This window comes from Sulfitobacter sp. SH24 (assembly GCF_965641895.1).
Classification (GTDB): Bacteria; Pseudomonadota; Alphaproteobacteria; order Rhodobacterales; family Rhodobacteraceae; genus Sulfitobacter; species Sulfitobacter dubius.
This window is the reverse complement of the sequence record NZ_OZ282575.1, coordinates 2,273,307-2,292,982: the sequence shown is the minus strand read 5'-3', so window position 1 is coordinate 2,292,982 and position 19,676 is coordinate 2,273,307. Positions and strand designations below refer to the sequence as shown.

The following is a 19,676-nucleotide window of genomic DNA, read 5'->3' as shown; positions in this document are numbered from 1 at the left end:
CCGGCATGCGGAGCTTTCGGGAAATTTCTGCAGCGGGTTGGGGCAGGGCGGACGCAGCCGAAGGCGACAATCGCAAAGCCGGGCGGGGCGTTGTTTCCTGATCAGAGGAAATCTGCCGAGTTGAACAGCCCGCTGCGCTTGCCAAGCGTCCTTTGGGGCGGTCTTATGCGCGGCATGAGACCTGCCATGATTGCCCTGCTGCTCTGCGCGAGCCCTACGTCGCTTTTGGCCGAGCTTCCCAAACAGCCCGCCCCGGTGGTGGCGGTGGATGACGTGGTGCAGACCGCCGCGACATCGTTGTCCTTCCCCGACGCGGTGGAGGCTGAGGAAAAACCGACCGCGCTTGAGACCGCGCCCTTCACCACGTCCCTACGCCCACCCGCGCGTCCGGGGAATCTGCCGCGCACCCGTTGGCAGCATATGCGGGGCCATTCGCTTTGGACCCGTGCGGCGATCTCGGCGCTCAAGTCTCATGGCAAGCCCTTGGTGGATATGGTGCCTGCCGATGTGGCGGAATGGTGCCCGGCCTATCCGACGGCACCCGACAGCCAGCGGCGCGCCTTTTGGGTTGGGTTCATGTCGACGCTGGCGAAACATGAGAGCACCTATCGGTCTTGGGCAGTGGGCGGCGGTGGGCGCTGGTATGGGCTGTTGCAAATCCTGCCGGGCACGGCGCGGGGGTATAAGTGTAACGTGGGCAGCGGCGACGCGCTCAAGAATGGCGCCGCGAACCTCAGCTGTGCCGTGCGGATCATGGCGACGACCGTGCCGCGCGATGGGGTGATTGCCGGAAACGGCAGACGCGGTGTTGGCGCGGATTGGGGCCCGATGCGCAGCGCCTCCAAACGCGAGGATATGGCCCGCTGGCTGCGGCAGCAGTCCTATTGCAAGCCATTGAACGCGACACGGCCCCGCAGCCGTCCGTAAATTATTGGATCAAGGTGAAGTGGTGCCGCTCTGTGGCGACACCGCGCGCATGTAGCGCGGCTTCCAATGCGCGGTGCGGTGGGGTGGCCTCAAAAGGCAGTTTGATCTTGCGGCCCGTCTTTAGAATGACTGTGGCCCGGACCGACATATCAAGCCGCGTATCAAGCCGAACGCGGTCGATCTGCACCAGCGCGATTTTCGCGTCGCGCTTGCCGGTGACCCACGTCAGAGTGTCGTCGTCGATCGTCAAGCCGCTGACAGGATTGGTAAAAATCTCCCAAAGTGCGGGTAGGGTGAAAAGCGCCAATAGCCCCACAAGCCAGCCCGAAGCCTCAAGCCAGAGCCACCCCGCGCCGAGGGCCGCCCAGATCGCGGGTAGCACCAGCAATGCGGTTCGGCTGCGGGCATGGCGGCGGTAGGTATAGGCCGCCATGCCCTCTGTCTGGGGTGCCGCGTCAGGCACCGCGAATGCGGCTAAGCATCTCTGACGTGTCCCGGCTGAGGTCGGGGCTGGCGAGGATGCGGTCCAATTGCGTTTGGATCATCTCTTGCCGTGCCGCGTCATAGCGCCGCCATGTCTGGAAGGCCGAACACATCCGCGCCGTGGTCTGCGGGTTCACCGGGTCGAGTTTGATCAGCCAATCCGCTAGCAGCGCGTAGCCCTTGCCGCTTTCATGGTGGAAGCCCGCATGATGCATCGCAAGGCTGCCAAAGACCGCGCGGAAGCGGTTTGGGTTCTTCCAGTTGAAGTCCGCGTGCTGGGTAAGCGTTTGCGCGACCTCTGCGGCCTTCTCCGGCGCGGCCTGCGAAACCTGTAGCCCGAACCATTTGTCCATCACCAAACGGTCATCGCGCCACTGCTCTTCAAACTCGGCCAGCGCCTTGTCGCCATGGCCCGCACGCAGCAGGGCCGCCAGCGCGCTGAGTTGCTGGGTCATATTGTCGGCCTGATCGTATTGCGCCTGCGCATGCTCCGGGCCCTGCACACGGGTAAGCAGGGCGAGGGCCGCATTGGTCAGTGCGCGTTTGCCAGATTGCGCGGCATTTGGCTGGTAGGGGACGTCGACGATATGCCGATCGTAAAGCTCGCTCAGGGTTGAGACGAAAGCCTGCGCCATGGCGTCGCGTGTGGCCTCCACCGCCTCATGGATCGCCGCCGGATCCGGGGTTTTGCCCGTGTCATAGAGGGTGTTGGCCAAATCCGCATGGCTGGGCAGGCCCAGCATCAATGCACGGTAGGCGGGCTCTAGCGTCTCATCACCGAGTACAGCCTGAAGTGCGGCAAGCCATTCAGCATCCGGTGCGCTGCCTTCGGTGATTGTCGCCAGCAAAGACTGCCGCGCCAAAGTGCGCCCGGCCTCCCAGCGGTTGAAGGGATCGCTGTCGTGCGCCAGCAGAAGCAGACGCTCCTCTTTCGAGAGGTCATGGGCAAGCACCACCGGGGCTGAGAAGCCACGCAATACGGAGGCCACGGGACGCGCATCAAGTCCGTCGAAGGTAAAGCTCTGCTCGGCTTCGGTCATCTCCAACACGCGGGAGGGGGCCACATGGGCACCATCCGCGCCAATTAGACCTACTGTGATGGGCAAGACCTGTGGCTCAGGGTTTGGCGTGGCCGCGCTGGGGGGCGTGTACTGTGTGAAGGTGAGGGTAAAGATGCCCTTGCCTGCGTCCCATGCCTCCGTCACCGCAAGGCGCGGCGTGCCCGCTTGCGAATACCAGCGTTTGAACTGGGTCAGATCGCGGCCTGTGGTGTCTTCGAACACCTTCAGCCAATCTTCGATCGTCGCCGCGTCGCCGTCGTGACGTTCGAAATAGAGGTCCAGCGCCTTGGCATAGGCATCATCGCCCACCAAGGTCTTGAGCATCCCGATCACCTCGGCGCCCTTCTCATAGACGGTGGCGGTGTAGAAGTTGTTGATCTCTTGAAAGCTTTCGGGCCGCACCGGATGCGCCAACGGGCCTTGATCTTCGGCGAATTGACGGCCCCGCAGGTCGATGACATCGCCAATACGTTTTACCGCCGGAGAGCGCATGTCGGATGTGAATTGGCTATCGCGGTAGACGGTCAGCCCTTCCTTCAGACAAAGCTGGAACCAATCGCGGCAGGTGATGCGGTTGCCGGTCCAGTTGTGGAAATACTCATGGGCGATGATCGCCTCGATCCGCTCAAAATTATCATCCGTGGAGGTTTCGGGGGAGGCGAGAACGGCAGCGGAGTTGAAGATGTTCAGCCCCTTGTTCTCCATCGCGCCCATGTTGAAATCATCCACCGCCACGATGTTGAAGATGTCGAGATCGTATTCCCGGCCATAGACCTCTTCATCCCATTTCATCGACGCCGTCAGCGCCTCCATCCCAAAGGCGCATTTGCCCTCATCGCCGGGGCGCACATAGAGGTTCAGGTCGACTTCCCGGCCCGACATGGTGGTAAAGCGGTCGGAATGGGCGACCAAATCGCCCGCCACCAGCGCGAAAAGATACGCAGGTTTGGGCCATGGGTCGTGCCATTCGGCGTGGTTTTGCCCCTGCGCCACCGGGTTGCCGTTGGACAGCAAGACAGGATGCGGTCCGTTGATGGTGACGGTAAAGATGCTCATCACATCGGGGCGGTCGGGGTAATAGGTGATCTTGCGAAAGCCTTCGGCCTCGCATTGGGTGCAATACATGCCACCCGACATATAAAGCCCTTCGAGGGCGGTGTTGCCTTTAGGGTCAATCTCAACCTCAGCCTCCCAGATAAAGGGCGCGTCGGGTACAGCGCAGGTCAGGCCACGGTCCGTCACCTCTGGCGCGACCGGTTTGCCGTCAATCTGCGCGGATATGAGCTTTAGTTGCTCACCATGAAGGAAAAATTCCGCATCCTTGGCCGCCGGATTGCGGCGAAAGGCGATGCGGCTTTTGACCCGCGTCTTATGGGGATCGAGGTCAAAGGTCAGGGCCACCTCATCCACAAGAAAGCCGAACGGCTGATAGTCGCTGAGATAGATTGTTTGGGGAGTGGCGTCGCGCATTGGGCCTCCAGTAGCGGGAACGTAATCAGTCTGGGAAAGGTTATGTCTCCAGGAGGCTGCCTGCAAGCCGAGCCCCCGTGACTTCGAGCAATGAGGTATATTCATGTCTGCCCCTGACACCGATACCGAAACGCAGAAGAAACGTCATCGCCACGCTCTGATCGGTATCAAAACCGCTATCATCGCGGGGGCACTGCTGATGATCGCCGGCATTGTCTATGCGGTGCTGCAGGCCACCGACCCCTCACCTGAAGGTGACGCGCAGCCCGTAGACGGCCCGGCGGACGCCGAGCCGGTGATTGCCCGCCCGCAGCCCCCCGAAGGAGAGCGCTAACCCCCTCTGCCGTCCTCGCGCTTGCGCCGCTTTGCCTTTCTGCTAGATATTTCTGAATGGTATTCAGTGCGGAAGAGGGCAGAGAATGACGAGCAAAATAGACAAGAATGGTTTGCAGGTAGACGCCGCACTGGTCGACTTCATCGAGACCTCGGCGCTGCCGGGGACCGGGGTGACGGCAGAGGCATTCTGGGCAGGGTTCTCTGGTCTGGTGCATGACCTGGGTCCTAAGAACCGCGCTTTGCTGGAAAAACGTGCGGACCTTCAGGCGCAGATCGACGGTTGGCATAGGGAACGCGCAGGTCAGCCGCATGATGCAGAAAGCTACACCGCCTTTCTGCGCGAGATCGGCTATCTTTTGCCCGATGGCCCAGACTTTCAGATCGAAACACAAAACGTAGACCCGGAGATTGCCCAAGTGCCGGGGCCGCAGCTTGTGGTGCCAATCACCAATGCGCGCTTTGCGCTGAACGCTGCCAACGCGCGCTGGGGCAGTCTTTATGATGCATTCTATGGCACCGACGCGCTGAGTGATCTACCTACGGGCAAGGGCTATGATCCAGAGCGCGGCGCACAGGTGGTGGCACGGGCGAAGGCCTTCTTGGATGAGGCGGCCCCACTCTCCGCTGGCAGCCATGCGGACCTCGCGGGTTACCGCGTGGTAGACGGCCATCTCGAAGGTGTGATATCCCAAGATGCAGCGCCCTGCGGTCTGGCCGATCCGGCGCAATTTGCAGGCTACCGTGGCAACGCCGAAGCGCCGGATGTGATCCTTTTGCGCAACAACGGGCTGCATATTGAGATCAAGATCGACCCGGACCACGCGATTGGCAAAGACGATCCCGCCAGCGTCGCCGATGTGATCATCGAATCCGCGCTTTCAACCATTATGGACTGCGAAGACAGTGTCGCGGCGGTGGATGCCGAGGACAAAGTGCTGGCCTATGGCAACTGGTTGGGCCTGATGAAAGGCGACCTGTCGGAAACATTTGAAAAGGGCGGCGAGACCGTTACTCGGCGTATGGCCGAAGACCGTCGCTACACCGCGCCCGATGGTTCAGGTGAGGTCACGCTAAAAGGCCGCTCGCTTATGTTGGTGCGCAATGTGGGCCACCTGATGACCAATCCGGCCGTGCATGACCGCGAGGGCCGTGAGGTCGGCGAGGGGCTGATGGATGCGATGGTGACGACGTTGATCGCGATCCACGACCTCAAACGCGAGGGTGGCAACTCTGTCACCGGCAGCGTTTATGTGGTGAAGCCCAAGATGCACGGGCCGGAAGAGGTCGCCTTTGCCGATGAGATTTTCACCCATGTGGAGAAGACGCTGGGCCTGCCGCAATATACCGTGAAGCTCGGCATTATGGATGAGGAACGCCGGACCAGTGCCAATCTCGCGGAATGTATCCGCGCCGCAAAACATCGCGTGGCCTTCATCAATACCGGTTTCCTTGACCGCACAGGCGATGAGATTCACACCAGCATGGAAGCCGGGCCGATGGTGCCCAAGGGCGAGATGAAGAACAGCGCTTGGATCGGCGCATATGAGGATCGCAACGTTGATGTTGGCCTGGCCTGTGGCCTTCAGGGGCGCGCGCAGATCGGCAAGGGCATGTGGGCCATGCCCGACCGGATGGCCGAGATGCTGGAGGCCAAGATAGGCCATCCGCAATCGGGCGCAAACTGCGCTTGGGTGCCATCGCCGACAGCTGCTACGTTGCACGCCACGCATTACCACAAGGTTAATGTTCTCGCGCGGCAAGAAGAGATTAAGAAAGGCGGCGCGCGTGGGACGCTCGACGCGCTGTTAACCATCCCGGTGATGGAAGGCCGCAACCTCAGCACCGAAGAAATCACCCGCGAAATTGAGAATAATGCGCAGGGTATTCTGGGCTACGTCGTGCGCTGGATCGATCAGGGGGTAGGCTGTTCCAAAGTGCCCGACATCAACGACGTGGGCCTGATGGAAGACCGCGCTACCTGCCGCATCTCGGCCCAAGCCTTGGCAAACTGGCTGCACCACGGCGTCATCAGCCGCGAGGAAGTCGAGGCAGCGCTTAAAAAAATGGCAGCCGTGGTGGACCGTCAAAACGCGGATGACCCAAGCTACCGTCCCATGGCGCCGGGCTTTGACGGGGTAGCGTTTCAGGCGGCCTGTGATTTGGTGCTCAAGGGCCGCGAGCAACCCTCTGGCTATACCGAACCGGTGCTTCATGCGCGGCGTTTGCAGCTTAAGGCGCTGGGCTGAGGTTGAGGCCGCCGTACGAAGCGCCTATGTTCGGGCCATGGTGAATAAGAGGTAACTCATGGCCCGACCCGTCGTTGGTATTATTGGCAATTCCTACCTGCTGAACGATCAATACCCCGTCCACGCGGGCGGGCAGATGAACACCGAAGCGATTGCCGAGGTCTCGGGCTGTCTGCCGCTCATCGTGCCGAGCGATCCGCGCTTTGTCTCGGTCGAAGAACTGCTTGAGGTTTGCGATGGCTTCCTGCTGACCGGTGGGCGGCCCAATGTACACCCCGAAGAATACGGTGAGCCTGAAACAGAGGCACATGGTGCCTTTGACCGGGCTCGCGATGCCGTGGCGCTTGCGCTGATCCGGGCCTGTGTGGCGCGGGGTCAGCCGTTTCTTGGCCTGTGCCGCGGTTTTCAAGAGGTCAACGTGGCCATGGGGGGCTCACTCTACCCCGAGATACGCGATTTGCCCGGGCGGATGAACCACCGGATGCCCCCCGACGGCACCATCGAAGAGAAGTTCGAGCTGCGCCATGACGTGAGATTTACCGAAGGCGGCGTATTCCACCGTGTGATGGGCGCATCCAAAGTGTTGACCAACACCCTACACGGGCAGGGGATCAAGGCCCCCGGCCCGCGTGTGGTGGTTGACGGCCATGCCGATGATGGCACGCCAGAGGCGATTTATATCAAAGATGCCCCCGGCTTTACGCTTGCCGTGCAATGGCATCCTGAATGGAACGCCGCGAATGACCCCGTGTCGCGCCCCTTGTTCGAGCATTTTGGCGCGGCAGTGCGGGCATGGGCAGCGGATGGTTCGGCTTTGCCGGTGATGACCGCTGCGCAGTAAGACGCGGTGCTTGAGCTGTGATGAGACCTGCTCTGGCTGCGATGCTGGTCGGGGCCGGTTATCACGGTGGGAAAACGGTCAAGTGGACGGCTCTAGCTGTGTAGGCGAGCCAGTGGCCCTGTTAACAAATCCATAGGGACTAGCGGCGTTGCGTTGTCGTCCAGCACATCGTCTTCTTCTCGTTGGTCTACGACTTCAAATTTTGGGGCCGCTTGGCGCGGCCTGTTGCGGTTGTAAGAACTGAACGGCCAATCCTCTGGGCGGTCACACAAGCCTGCGTGCATCGGACTGAGATGCACCAAATCACAGTGCCGCCGAAAATCGGCTTGGTCCCTTATCCGATGTTCCCAAAAGCGCCGCTGCCATATCCCTTTCTCGCCGCGTTTGATCTGTTGCAAGCTGCGGTGCGGGGCAGGGGGAAGGTGTTTTGAAAATCGCGCTTTCCACATGCCAATGCGGTTGGGGTAGTCGTGATCATCCTTCGGCAATGTCCAAACCGTATGGATGACATCCGGCAACACCGTGATCGCGTTGATCTGGAATGGCTTGCGGGCCAAGGTCTCTCGCATGGATTGCCGCAGAATCGAGATATGGCGCAACAGCGCATCGTCGCCCCGCCGCGCCAGTCGCAAGGTGAAAAAGTATCTGTCGGGACCATGGGATGAATTGCGTTTCATGGTCCCAAACGTTGCGCAGCTTGGTTAAGTTTGCCTTAACGCTGCTACATTTGCCCGCCTGCAATCTCAATGGATTGTCCGTTAACGCTTTCCGAGCCTTCTGCGATCAGCCATGCAGCAGCGGCGGCGACCTCCGAAGGGCCAATCAGTCGCTTGTGGCGGTTGGCGTTGACCATGACATCGCGCGCTTTGTCTTCGGAAAGCCCGGCGCGTTGCGAAATCGCTCGGGTGTTTCGTGCAATAATATCGGTGTCGACATAACCGGGGCAGAGTGCGTTGAAGGTAAAGGGTTGGCCCATGTAATCTTCGCTCAGGGATCGGATCAGCCCGATCATCCCGTGTTTGGATGCTGAATAGCAGGCCGCTCCCGGCAAGCCGCGCAATCCTGCGATGGATGATACGGCAATGACGCGGCCCCAATCGGTCTGGCGCATCGATTTAAGGCTTTCGCGGATCGTCAGGAAGGCCCCGTCGAGGTTGGTCGCCATCATGTCGCGCCAAAAGTCGAGGTCAGTCTTATGCAGCGAGCGCCCCTCGGCCACACCTGCGTTGGCGATACAGATTTGCACCGGGCCGCTGGCCTCTACCGCGCGGGCGATCGTGTCGACGAGCTGTCCCTCATCACGCACATCCATGGCCATGCCGGTGATGCCGTTGCCCGATACAGCGTCGAGCACCTCTTGCCGCCGCCCGGTGATCGTGACGCGGGCACCTTTGGCGGCCAAATCCTGTGCGATGGCCAATCCGATGCCCGTACCGCCGCCCGTGATGAATGCGTGTTTGTCCTGCAATGTCATAATGCCTCCCTTTTCAGGGGTAGGGTGGCGTGGCTGAGGGGGCGGCACAATAGGGGTACACGGATGACGGGGCGTTATTTGCCTACGGCTAGCGCTATGCGTGTGCCTTTGTTAAGTACTCGCGGTAATCCGCTCACATTCGCGCCAGCCATTTGGCTTAGGTCTTGAAGCTTTGGTGTCCTTCACGCACTGGTTGCGAAGGGTAACCTGATTACAGGGCCTGACTATGTGTATTGGAGCAGTATCATGAAACTCACAAATCTTTCCGTGCTGACGCTTGCCGCGACCTTCGCGCTTGGCGCGAGCACTGCGCAGGCTGTCGAAGTGACCGGTGGCTCTGTCGGCCTGTCCTATTCGGCCTTTGCAGATGACACCGATTTCAATCGCCTTGGGCTTGATGGCTCGGTCGAACTTGGGTTTAGCCGCAATCTCGGTCTGCAAGCCGATGCGGGCTACAACGATTTCGATGCTTCCGGCGCTGATGGCCACACATTGGGCCTGCACGGCATCTACCACATGGATCAGGCGACCTCATTCGGCGCGTTCTACACCCGCGAAGACATTGAAGGCGAAGATGCGGATATCCTCGGCGTCGAAGCTGGCTATGAAATGCTGAACTGGGAATTCGAAGGTTATATCGCCAATGTTGACACTGATCTAGGTGACGGCACGCTGGGTGGCCTTAAGGCCCGTTACGAGATGGCACAGGGCTTTGGCCTGACGGGGTCTTATGACCATTTCGGCAGCGACGGCGACGATCTGTCCCGTTTTGCCGTGCGTCTGGATCGTGACGTTTCGCCGACGACAAACCTGTTCTTGGAAGTCGGCTCTGCCAAAGCAGATGTCGGTGGTATCAGCGACTCTGAGCCCTTCGTCGGTCTGGGCGGCGAGATTGCATTTGGTGCCGGTCGCGGCACGACCTTTGACCAGCGTGGCATCGCCCGTCTGATCCCCGGTCTCTAAGCGTTCTGGCGGCTCTCGTTGAGAGAGTGTTGCACCACGGCATGGCCTTCGGGCCATGCCCTCGGCAGCGGGTGGAACAGATGTTCTAGCACTGCGTCGAAATCGGCAAACCGTTCCCCCAATGTGGCAGTGCAGCATATTTGCACCGTTTCTCCTGCCGGTTTGCTTGTACTATTGCTGCGCCCGCGCTATCGGTCTGACTAACAAAGTTGCGCCAAAGCGGCGGAACGGGCCAGCAAAGGGGGACTCTTGGTTTGAAGATCGGGACACCAAAGGAAATATTTGAGGGCGAAAACCGGGTCGCGATGACGCCGGAAAGCGCGCTGCAACTGCAGAAACTCGGGCATACCTGCGTCATTGAAACGGGTGCCGGTGCGGCTGCGGGGTTTGATGATGCTGCCTATGAAGCCGCAGGCGTTGAAGTGGCGAAAACCGCTGCCGCCCTGTGGAAGGCCGCCGATGTGGTCGCCAAGGTGCGCCCCCCCTCTGACGCCGAGGTAAAACGCCTGCGTGCAAGCCAGACGCTGATCTCCATGTTCAATCCCGCCGGCAACACCGAGCTGATGGAGGCCGCCGCCAAAAAGGGCGCGACCGTCATGGCGATGGATATGGTGCCGCGCATCAGCCGCGCCCAGAAAATGGACGCGCTGTCGTCCATGGCGAATATCGCGGGCTACCGCGCGGTGATCGAAGCGGGCAACAACTTTGGCCGTTTCTTCACCGGGCAGATCACCGCGGCGGGCAAGGTGCCCCCGGCGAAGGTTCTGGTCGTCGGCGCGGGCGTTGCGGGCCTTGCGGCCATCGGCACATCGACCTCTTTGGGTGCCATCACGCTTGCCTTCGACGTGCGCCCCGAAGTGGCCGAGCAGGTTGAGTCGATGGGCGCTGAGTTCGTCTATCTCGACTTTGAGGAAGAGCAAGCCGATGGCTCCGCCTCCGGCGGCTACGCCTCTGTTTCCTCGCCGGAATTCCGCGAAGCGCAATTGGCTAAGTTCCGCGAGCTTGCGCCCGATGTGGATATCGTCATCACCACGGCGCTGATCCCCAACCGCGAAGCGCCAGAGCTTTGGACCGAAGACATGGTCGCGGCGATGAAGCCGGGCTCTGTCATCGTTGACCTTGCGGCGGAAAAGGGCGGCAACTGTAAGCTGACCAAGATGGACGAGAAGATCGTCACCGACAACGGTGTCACGATCATCGGTTACACCGATTTCCCCTCGCGCATGGCGACGCAGGCTTCGACGCTCTATTCCACCAACATCCGCCACCTGCTGACGGATCTGACGCCCGAAAAAGACGGTGTCATTAACCACGATATGGAAGATGACGTGATCCGTGGGGCAACCATCACCCACGAGAAAGCGGTTACCTTCCCACCACCTCCGCCCAAGGTTGCAGCCATCGCAGCAGCGCCGAAGAAGGAAAAGGTCAAGGAAAAGACCCCCGAAGAGAAGCGCGCTGACGAACTGGCGGCTTTCAAAGCGCAGACGAAGAAACAGGTCACACTGCTGGCCGTGGGTGCGGCAGTGTTGCTGGGTGTGGGCCTTGTGGCGCCCGCCAGCTTCATGCAGCACTTCATCGTTTTTGTATTGGCGGTCTTTGTCGGATTCCAAGTGATCTGGGGCGTGGCGCACAGCCTGCATACGCCGCTGATGGCGGTGACCAACGCGATCTCCTCGATCATCATTCTGGGCGCGCTGATGCAGATCGGCTCGAACTCGGCATTGGTCATTATTCTTGCTGCTCTGTCGGTCTTCATGTGTGGGATCAACATCTTTGGCGGCTTCCTCGTGACACGGCGCATGCTCGCCATGTTCCAGAAATCCTGAAGGAGCACGCATCATGGAATACGGATTTACGACAGCAGCCTATGTGGTTGCAGCGGTTCTCTTCATCCTTAGCTTGGGCGGTCTGTCGGGTCAGGAAAGCGCCAAACGCGCCGTCTGGTATGGCATCGCAGGCATGGCGCTGGCGGTTGTTGCCACGTTGATCGGGCCGGGGGCGGGGTTCTGGCTCCTCTCGCTGATCCTGATCGCGGCAGGCGGGGCCATCGGCTACCAACTGGCCACCCGCGTGCAGATGACGCAGATGCCCGAACTGGTCGCCGCGATGCACAGCCTTGTGGGCCTCGCGGCGGTTTTCGTTGGTTACAACGCCCATATCGAATTGGGCAACGTGCTGGCGATGGACGAGGTGGCGCGCGCGTCGACCGAAGGCTTCGCGGCGCTGCTGGCCAAGAAGGACGGTGTTGAAATAGCAATCCTGCGGGTTGAACTGGTCCTCGGCATCTTCATTGGTGCCGTGACCTTCACCGGCTCGGTCATCGCCTATGGCAAGCTGGCAGGGCGGGTGAGCTCTGCTGCGACGAAACTGCCGGGCGGTCATATGCTGAACGCTGCTGCCGCTGCGATCTCCTTGATCTGTCTGATCTGGTACTTCAACACCGGGGGCTTCCTGCCGCTGTTCGTGCTGACGCTGGCCGCACTCTTCATCGGCTATCACCTGATCATGGGCATCGGCGGTGCCGACATGCCAGTCGTCGTGTCGATGCTCAACAGCTACTCCGGCTGGGCCGCAGCGGCGATTGGCTTCTCGCTTGGCAACGATCTGCTGATCGTGGTCGGCGCGTTGGTCGGCTCTTCGGGGGCGATCCTGAGCTACATCATGTGTAAGGCGATGAACCGTTCGTTCATCAGCGTTATCCTCGGCGGCTTTGGCGGGACCTCTGGCCCGGCAATGGAAGTCGAGGGCGAGCAGGTGGCGATCGAGGCCGACGGTGTCGCACAGGCGCTCAACGAGGCCGACAGTGTCATCATCATCCCCGGCTACGGCATGGCGGTGGCTCAGGCCCAAGGCGCGGTCAGCGAATTGGTCAAGAAGCTGCGTGCCAAGGGCAAGAACGTCCGTTTCGCCATCCACCCGGTGGCGGGCCGTCTGCCCGGGCACATGAACGTGCTGCTGGCCGAGGCCAAGGTGCCCTATGACATCGTGATGGAGATGGATGAGATCAACGATGATTTCCCCAACACCGACGTGGCGATTGTCATTGGCTCCAACGACATCGTGAACCCTGCCGCTCAGGAAGACCCCAACAGCCCCATCGCTGGTATGCCGGTGCTGGAATGCTGGAAGGCCAAGACGGTCTTCGTCTCCAAGCGCGGGCAGGGCACGGGCTATTCGGGGATCGAGAACCCGCTGTTCTTCAAGGAAAACACGCGGATGTTCTACGGTGATGCGAAAGCCAGCCTTGATAAACTGCTGCCACTGATCGACTAATCGTTTTCTTTAAAAGAAAACGACCGGGAATTTTTAAAAAATTCCCGACCTATACATCTTAAACGCCCCGCCAGAAACGGTGGGGCGTTTGTCGTTTCTATGGGCGGTATACGTCGGTACACATTAAGTATATGAAAACATGTCATTTTTTATATGTTCATTGGCGCCATTGGCGCTATTCTCTCCGGAACATGACATCTTAAGCAGCGGACCCCGCCATGGCCCCGATCAAAGACCATCCCCAGCGGCTTGCCCTCACCGGTGAAATGCACGCGCGCCCCTTCCCGCAGCTTTCGGCCCCTTCGCGGGTTGCGTTTCTGGCTGTGAAGCTGGCCCCGGGCGCAGTTGCACAGGGGGAGTTGAACGCTCTCTTGGCCCACTACGGCGCGCCGCGGGCGGATGCAGAAGCGACGCATTACTATGGCGAGATGGGACGTTTCACCCTGAAATGGGAGCAGCATACGGAATTCGTCACCTATACGGTGATTGCCCCTGCTGGCCGCTCTGCGCCTTTTGCCGCGTCGGATTTCGATGCCTTTCCCGATGATTGGTTGTCAGAGATACAGGGCGAACGGATCACATCGGCGCTGCTGGCAGTTTTGCCGAAATCCACGGTGGATGAGGAGATTGCAGACCACCTGCAAGACTGGTTCGTACCGGAAAGCCTCGCCGTGGCTGAGGTGCTGGACGGCGCGGCGGTGGTGGCCGGCGATTTCCGCATTGATCCCGCGGGGCATCTGCGGCTGGCGCTCTTTACCGATGCCGCGACCGGGCAACGGCGGATCGGGCGGATCGTGCAACGGCTGTGCGAGATCGAGACCTATAAGGCCATGTCGATGCTGGGCTTCATGCAGGCGCGAGAAATGGCAACGGCGCTGAATGATCTGGATGGGCAGCTCTCCACCCTCATGGAGGCCATGCGCAGCGGGGCGGGCACGGCAGCGGAAGAGACTTTGCACGCGCTCTTGGACGTATCGGTGGCGCTTGAGGCGCTGACCGCCGAGACGGCCTATCGCTTTGCCGCAACAGGTGCGTATGAGGCGATTGTCTATGAGCGTATCTCTGCCCTGCGCGAGGCGCGTTTCATGGGGCGGCAGGGCTTTGGCGAGTTTATGATGCGCCGCTATGCCCCTGCGATGCGCACGGTCAAATCGACCGAAACGCGGCTGCAAACCATCGCCGCCCGCGCGCTGCGGGCTGCGGAGCTTTTGCGCACGCGGGTGGACGTGGAACGCTCGGCCCAGAACCAAGCGATCCTTGCCAGCATGGACCGCCGGGCCGACCTGCAACTCAGGCTGCAGCATACGGTCGAGGGGCTGTCAGTGGTGGCAATTAGCTACTACGCGGTGTCGCTGGTGGGCTATCTGCTCTACCCGCTGGCCGAGCCTTTGGGGGTCAGCAAAGGGCTGCTGACCGCCCTTGTCACTCTGCCGGTTGTACTTGGCGTGTGGTGGACCCTGCGCCGTTTGCGGCGGAAGATCGGCTAAGCAGCGCCTGCATGGTCAGACCGCCCAATGCGATCATGACGATAGCCTCTATCGCCGCAACCGAAAGCGTGGGGACACCCGACAGACCTGCGCCCAAGGTGCAGCCGCCGGCCAGCACACCGCCTACGCCCATCATGGCTGCGCCGGTTAGGTAGCGGCCGGTCTGACGCGGGGCTTCAAAGCTCTGCCAATGAAACTCACGCGCGATCAGGCTGGCGATCAGCGCTCCGACAAAGACGCCGCCCAGAAGCCCGGTGCCAAAGCCCGCGGGGATCGAACTGCTGGCGATGGTCCAGAACAGGGTGTCGGCGGAAGGTGAGGTGAAACTGAGGCTTTCCATCGCGATCGGATCGAACTCATCCAGCAGGATAAACCCGGTACCGACCCAAGCGGCAGGGACCAAAAGCCCGATCAAAGCGGCCATCACCAGCTGCCCCGGACGGTTGCCCGAGCGCAGCGCATAGGCCAGCGCCGCCACAGCAATCAAACCGCCCCAAATCAGCGCGCCGCCGGGCAGGGTGGCAAGGCTCACGCTCTCCCCCATATCGACAGTCACCGAGCCGAGAGCCACGCGCAGCGGTGCCAACACACCTTTCAGCGTCGCATGGGCCACCACGGCAAAGACCAGCACCACCAGCGCAGCACGGAGGTTCCCGCCGCCGGTTAGCACCGTCAGCCGCGAGATGCAGCCGCGTGTCAGGACCATGCCCGCGCCGAACAGCAAGCCGCCGATGGCAATCGCTAAGAACGGCACTTCAGACGCCATGAAACGATGTGCATCAAAGTTGATCCACCCGGCGGCCACGGCGGCTTGGGTGCCGATCACCGCCAGCGCCAGCGCGGTCAGCCAGACGCCGAGCGCTTGGCGTCGGTCTTCGCCCACAAGGCTGCGACGGAAGCAAAAGCGCGTGCGCTGTGCCAACACACCAAACGCCAGCCCGATGAAAGCCGCCAGTAGAACGGACGCCTCTTTTGCTGTCGTCTCTTCAAAGCCGAAAGACTCAAACATCGCGAAAACCCTCGAAAACGGAATTATTTCCCATCTGGAGCGGATGGGGATCACAATCAAGTGAAAGTTGACGTTGGGGTCACCAGCGCCAGCGGAATTTATTCTGTTTTAATGGAAAAAGCGGCGACGCTGTTCACCCTGCGTCAAGGGGCGCAAAACAACTGGCCCCCGCGCAGTCGAGCGGGGGCCAGTCGGTCCTTAGTTCGCTCAGCGTCCGCGAATGCGCGGATCAAGCGCGTCGCGCAGGCCATCGCCAAGGTAGTTCACCGCCAGTACCGTCAGCGAGATGGCGATGCCGGGCAGCATTACCCGCTCGGGGAACTCCTGCATCCGGTCCACTGCGTCGGCCAGTTGCTTGCCCCATGTCGGGAAGTCCGAGGGGAAGCCGACGCCCAGAAAGCTCAGCGCGCTTTCGGTGATGATCGCCGTGGCCAGACCTAGCGTGGCCGAAACCATGATGGGCGAGATCACGTTGGGCAGCAGGTGCCGGCGGATAATCTTGCCCGGCGTGGTTCCGATGGAGCGGGCGGCAAGGATGAACTCACGTTCCTTCAGCGCCAGAATATCGCCGCGCACGATCCGCGCCGTCTGCATCCAAGAGGTCAGGCTGATGACCGAAACGATGAGGATGAACATGCCGCCCTCGGGGCCGAACTGAGACCGCAGCGGTTGCCCAAAGAGCGTCACGGCCAAGAGCACCAATGGCAGAATTGGCAGGCTGAGGATCAGGTCGGTGAAGCGCATCAACCAGAAGTCCATGCGCTTGAAGAAGCCCGAAAGCACGCCGATTGCGGTACCAATAACCAATGCCAGCGCCATGGCCATCCAGCCCACCGCCATCGACACGCGCCCGCCAAAGAGCATCTGCGCAAGGATGTCGCGGCCCAGTTGGTCGGTGCCGAGCGGGTGGATCCAACCCGCCTTGGCGTCCCCGTCCCAGAGGAGCGTATAGATCGGCCGCCAGTCCTTGTTGCGAATGTCCAGCTTCTTGGCGTCAATGTCCCAGATATAGGGGCCAAAGATCACCGCAAGCGTGATGAAGATCAGGAAGGAGCCGCCAAAGAGCGCACCCTTGTGCTTGCGGAACTGGTCCCAAACATCGCGCCATTGGCTGCGCGGGGGCTTCTGCGGGCCCTTGTCTTGCAGGGCTTTCATGAATTCGAGGTCGGCTTCGACCGGGCTGGCGGGAATGGGTTGCTCAGTCATAACGGATCCTTGGGTCAAGCAGGCCGTAGAGGATATCTGCGATCAGGTTGAACAGCACGATCAACACCGCAAAGATAAAGGTCAGGGTCATCACCATGGGCAGATCGTTGGCACGCAGCGCGGTCAACAGAAGCTGGCCGATGCCATTCACCTTGAAGACGTTCTCGGTGATGATGGCGCCGCCAAAGATGGCGGGCATGCCAAGCGCGATGATGGTGACCACCGGGATCATCGAGTTGCGCAGCACATGGACCATGACGACAACGCTTTCCTTCAGCCCCTTGGCGCGGGCGGTGCGCACATAGTCTTGGTTGAGGTTATCAAGCATGGCACCCCGCATGTAGCGGCTGATCTGCGCCGTGGTTTGCAGCGCCAGCACCATGACGGGCATGATCATCTGCATGAACTGCACCTTAAAGCTGGCCCAGTCGTTCACCACATGGGTGGTGTCATAGATCGACGGCAGCCAGCCAAGCGTAACCGAGAAGATCACGATCAACAGCGGGCCGGTGAAAAAGGGTGGGATCGAAAAGCCGACCATGGTGATGAATGTCCCGGCCTGATCGAAGACCGAGTAATGGCGGTAGGCGGAATAGATGCCAATCGGGATGGCGATGACGATTCCTACGATATAGGCCAGCCCGACAACCCAGAGGGTCTGCGGCATGCGCTGGATCACGATGTCCATCACGGGCGAACGGGTCTGCCAAGAGATCACGCGCAGCTTGCCGTCCGACAGGTTGGTGTCGGGCAGCCAGCTAAACAGGGCAGAGCGATTGGTGAGATAGTCGATGAAAACCTGCGGCTCGATCCAGAAGACCTGCACGAGCCATTTCCAATATTGGATATAGATCGGCTGGCCGAGGCCGAGCGCCTCGCGCATCTTCTCTTTCACCTCGGGCGGGACCGTCAGCGGCACTTGGGCCATCGGGTCGCCGGGGGCGAGTTGCAGCAGCAGGAAAATCACCAGGCTGATAAACAAAAGCGTCGGGATCGACAAAAGAAGTCGTCGGATGGTGAAGGTCAACATGGGCGTCGCCTTTGTAAGTCAGTCTGTGAGGGGGTGGGGGCGAGAGGGGGGCGTGCGGATGGCGCACACCCCCCAAAGGTCGGTGAAGGGAGGCGCAGCATGCCGCGCCTCCGTCCTAGATCACTCTTCCATGCGGTACCAATCGGCGGCATTCCACAACTCGGAGTCCCATGTGTTCAGCACAACGCCACCAAGGGTGTTGGAGGCAGCCGAGACGCGACCACGGTCAACCAGCGGCAGGATCGAGTAGCTGTCCTTGGTCAGCATGTCGTTCAGCTTTTTGGCCAGTTCGCCACGTTTTTCCATTTCGCCGGTGCGGCCCAGTTCGGCCACCATCGCATCATACTCTTCGTTACAGAAGCGGTTGATGTTCTCACCCTGCCACTGTGTCTCCGGGCTTGGGAACTTGGCGCAGGTCCGCTGAGCAAGGTAGCTTTGCGGGTCGGTGCCGTCGAAGTTGTTGGCGTACATTTCAACGTCTGCATAGAAACGCTGGAACGTGTCGGTCGAACCGGGATCGCCACCGAAGAAGACCGAAGAGTCGATGTTGCGCAATTCGGTTTCAACACCGATCTGGCTCCACCAATCCTTGATCAGCGCTTGGAAGTCCTGACGCACGGCGTTGGTGGAAGTTTGGTAGAGCAGGGCCAGCTTTTCGCCGTCTTTGTCACGCACACCGTCGCCATCTGTGTCGGTCCAGCCCGCTTCGTCCAAGAGCGCCTTGGCGCCTTCGATGTCTTGGGTCAGACAGTCGGTGTTGTCAGAGGCGTAAAGCTCAGGCGCAGGCACCATGTTGCAGGTGGCGCGGCCCGCTTGGCCGTAGCCGACCTCGACCAGCAGTTCGCGGTCGATCGCCATGGAGAGCGCCCGGCGGACTTTCTCATCGCTCAGGATCGGGTGCGGATGTTTAGCTGTGGCGCGTTCACCTTCTGGAAGGTCTGGCGAGGCATCGGTCATGTTCAGCTCAAGACGCTCAACCAACGTGCCGAATGCCGACATGGGCTTGCCCTTGCCGCCTTCGGCCATCTTAGCGATGACATCGGGGGCCAATTGCAGGTTCCATGCGTAGTCGAACTCACCCGTTTCCATCACGGCACGACCCGCGGCTGTCGCGTCGCCGCCGCCTTTGAAGGTCAGCGTGGCGAAGGCGGGTTTGCCAGCTTCGCGGAAGTTTTCGTTGGCAGCCATGGTGATCACGTCATTGGGACGGAATTCCGTGACGGTGAAAGGGCCGGTGCCGATGGGGTTAAAGTTGGCTTCGGTACACTCGGGCGCCTTCGCGCCGGTACAATCAGCAAACTGTGCCGCCTGAATGATGGGGGATTGGCCGCCCATGAAGGGGCCATAGGGGTTTGGCATCGGCTCAGAGAAGGTCACCTTGACCGTCTGGTCGTCGATCACCTCAACCGAAGACACGCCTTCGAATTTCGCCAACTGCGCGCAGCCGCCTTCGGGATTCATGCAGTAATCAGCGGTGAATTTGACGTCATTCGCGGTGAAGGGCGTGCCGTCAGACCACAGCAGCCCGTCTTTCAGCTTCCATGTGATGGTCTTGAGGTCTTCGCTCACGCCGCCGTTCTCCAGCGTCGGGATTTCGGTGGCCAAATAGGGCACCAGCGCGCCAGTTTCGTCATAACGGCCAAGCGGTTCAAGAACCAACGAGGAGGCCTCAACATCTTTGGTGCCCGAGGACAGATAGGGGTTCAGGATCGACGGTGCCTGCCAATAAATAACTTTGACTTCACCATCGCGGCCGCGCTCGCCCTCATGGGCTTCGGCAAAGGCCATAGGGGCAAACGCAGTCGATGCGACAGCCCCCATCAATAGGGTCTTCAATTTCATATCTTACTCCATGTTGGACACGTGG

At 60.6% G+C, this 19,676-nt stretch carries 17 protein-coding genes; 8 read left to right on the top strand and 9 right to left on the bottom strand.

Going from position 1 to position 19,676, the window contains the following annotated elements; translation table 11 throughout:
• Positions 1 to 186 precede the first annotated feature (186 nt).
• Entirely contained in the window at positions 187 to 927 is a 741-nt protein-coding gene (locus ACSQ16_RS13910) for a lytic transglycosylase (RefSeq protein WP_243262710.1), read from the top strand.
• 1 nt (position 928) lies between these two features.
• Here ACSQ16_RS13910 and ACSQ16_RS13905 read toward each other — a convergent pair whose 3' ends face one another.
• The gene (locus ACSQ16_RS13905; RefSeq protein ID WP_243262711.1) at positions 929 to 1,360 is read right to left on the bottom strand and encodes a hypothetical protein; all 432 of its coding nucleotides are present in this window, start codon (positions 1,358 to 1,360) and stop codon (positions 929 to 931) included.
• A gap of 22 nt (positions 1,361 to 1,382) precedes the next feature.
• On the bottom strand, positions 1,383 to 3,941 hold the full coding sequence (pepN, locus tag ACSQ16_RS13900; RefSeq protein WP_243262712.1) for an aminopeptidase N: 2,559 nt from the start codon (positions 3,939 to 3,941) through the stop codon (positions 1,383 to 1,385).
• A 103-nt stretch (positions 3,942 to 4,044) separates the two neighbouring features.
• Here pepN and ACSQ16_RS13895 point away from each other — a divergent pair, with 103 nt between their 5' ends.
• The 3 genes from ACSQ16_RS13895 (at position 4,045) to ACSQ16_RS13885 (ending at position 7,364) form a co-directional block, all read left to right on the top strand.
• Complete coding sequence (locus tag ACSQ16_RS13895; protein ID WP_243262713.1) at positions 4,045 to 4,275, top strand: hypothetical protein; 231 nt, start codon at positions 4,045 to 4,047, stop codon at positions 4,273 to 4,275.
• 85 nt (positions 4,276 to 4,360) lie between these two features.
• Entirely contained in the window at positions 4,361 to 6,523 is a 2,163-nt protein-coding gene (locus tag ACSQ16_RS13890; protein WP_243262714.1) for a malate synthase G, read from the top strand.
• Between the two features lie 58 nt (positions 6,524 to 6,581).
• Complete coding sequence (locus ACSQ16_RS13885) at positions 6,582 to 7,364, top strand: gamma-glutamyl-gamma-aminobutyrate hydrolase family protein (RefSeq protein ID WP_243262715.1); 783 nt, start codon at positions 6,582 to 6,584, stop codon at positions 7,362 to 7,364.
• Between the two features lie 92 nt (positions 7,365 to 7,456).
• Here ACSQ16_RS13885 and ACSQ16_RS13880 read toward each other — a convergent pair whose 3' ends face one another.
• Positions 7,457 to 8,041, bottom strand: coding sequence for an REP-associated tyrosine transposase (locus ACSQ16_RS13880; protein WP_243262716.1), 585 nt, complete (start codon positions 8,039 to 8,041; stop codon positions 7,457 to 7,459).
• A 44-nt stretch (positions 8,042 to 8,085) separates the two neighbouring features.
• Entirely contained in the window at positions 8,086 to 8,838 is a 753-nt protein-coding gene (locus ACSQ16_RS13875; RefSeq protein ID WP_243262717.1) for an SDR family NAD(P)-dependent oxidoreductase, read from the bottom strand.
• A 246-nt stretch (positions 8,839 to 9,084) separates the two neighbouring features.
• Between ACSQ16_RS13875 and ACSQ16_RS13870 the strand changes: the two genes are divergently transcribed.
• Positions 9,085 to 9,801: a porin gene (locus ACSQ16_RS13870; protein WP_093926600.1), complete on the top strand. Its 717-nt coding sequence runs from the start codon at positions 9,085 to 9,087 to the stop codon at positions 9,799 to 9,801.
• On the opposite strand, the gene ACSQ16_RS13865 is transcribed toward ACSQ16_RS13870, so the two are convergent.
• Positions 9,798 to 9,947 (bottom strand): hypothetical protein, encoded by a 150-nt coding sequence (locus ACSQ16_RS13865; RefSeq protein WP_243262718.1) that lies wholly within the window; start codon positions 9,945 to 9,947, stop codon positions 9,798 to 9,800. The two genes, ACSQ16_RS13870 and ACSQ16_RS13865, sit on opposite strands and share 4 nt — an antisense overlap.
• Before the next feature lie 108 nt (positions 9,948 to 10,055).
• Between ACSQ16_RS13865 and ACSQ16_RS13860 the strand changes: the two genes are divergently transcribed.
• From ACSQ16_RS13860 to ACSQ16_RS13850, 3 genes are all read left to right on the top strand, one after another.
• A complete protein-coding gene (locus tag ACSQ16_RS13860) occupies positions 10,056 to 11,630 on the top strand; it encodes a Re/Si-specific NAD(P)(+) transhydrogenase subunit alpha (protein ID WP_243262719.1) in 1,575 nt (524 codons plus the stop codon).
• A 13-nt stretch (positions 11,631 to 11,643) separates the two neighbouring features.
• Entirely contained in the window at positions 11,644 to 13,077 is a 1,434-nt protein-coding gene (locus ACSQ16_RS13855; protein ID WP_243262720.1) for an NAD(P)(+) transhydrogenase (Re/Si-specific) subunit beta, read from the top strand.
• Positions 13,078 to 13,295: 218 nt separating this feature from the next.
• The gene (locus ACSQ16_RS13850; protein WP_243262721.1) at positions 13,296 to 14,564 is read left to right on the top strand and encodes a DUF3422 family protein; all 1,269 of its coding nucleotides are present in this window, start codon (positions 13,296 to 13,298) and stop codon (positions 14,562 to 14,564) included.
• Here the strand turns inward: ACSQ16_RS13850 and ACSQ16_RS13845 are convergent.
• The 4 genes from ACSQ16_RS13845 to ACSQ16_RS13830 all read right to left on the bottom strand — a co-directional run bounded on the left by ACSQ16_RS13845 (position 14,500) and on the right by ACSQ16_RS13830 (position 19,651).
• Positions 14,500 to 15,573 (bottom strand): YeeE/YedE family protein, encoded by a 1,074-nt coding sequence (locus ACSQ16_RS13845; protein WP_243262722.1) that lies wholly within the window; start codon positions 15,571 to 15,573, stop codon positions 14,500 to 14,502. The two genes, ACSQ16_RS13850 and ACSQ16_RS13845, sit on opposite strands and share 65 nt — an antisense overlap.
• A gap of 207 nt (positions 15,574 to 15,780) precedes the next feature.
• The gene (locus ACSQ16_RS13840) at positions 15,781 to 16,779 is read right to left on the bottom strand and encodes an ABC transporter permease (protein WP_243262723.1); all 999 of its coding nucleotides are present in this window, start codon (positions 16,777 to 16,779) and stop codon (positions 15,781 to 15,783) included.
• Complete coding sequence (locus ACSQ16_RS13835) at positions 16,772 to 17,809, bottom strand: ABC transporter permease (protein ID WP_243262724.1); 1,038 nt, start codon at positions 17,807 to 17,809, stop codon at positions 16,772 to 16,774. The genes ACSQ16_RS13840 and ACSQ16_RS13835 overlap by 8 nt, the downstream gene beginning before the upstream one ends.
• A 120-nt stretch (positions 17,810 to 17,929) precedes the next feature.
• Positions 17,930 to 19,651, bottom strand: a complete 1,722-nt coding sequence (locus tag ACSQ16_RS13830; protein ID WP_243262725.1) for a peptide ABC transporter substrate-binding protein — start codon at positions 19,649 to 19,651, stop codon at positions 17,930 to 17,932.
• Positions 19,652 to 19,676 lie beyond the last annotated feature (25 nt).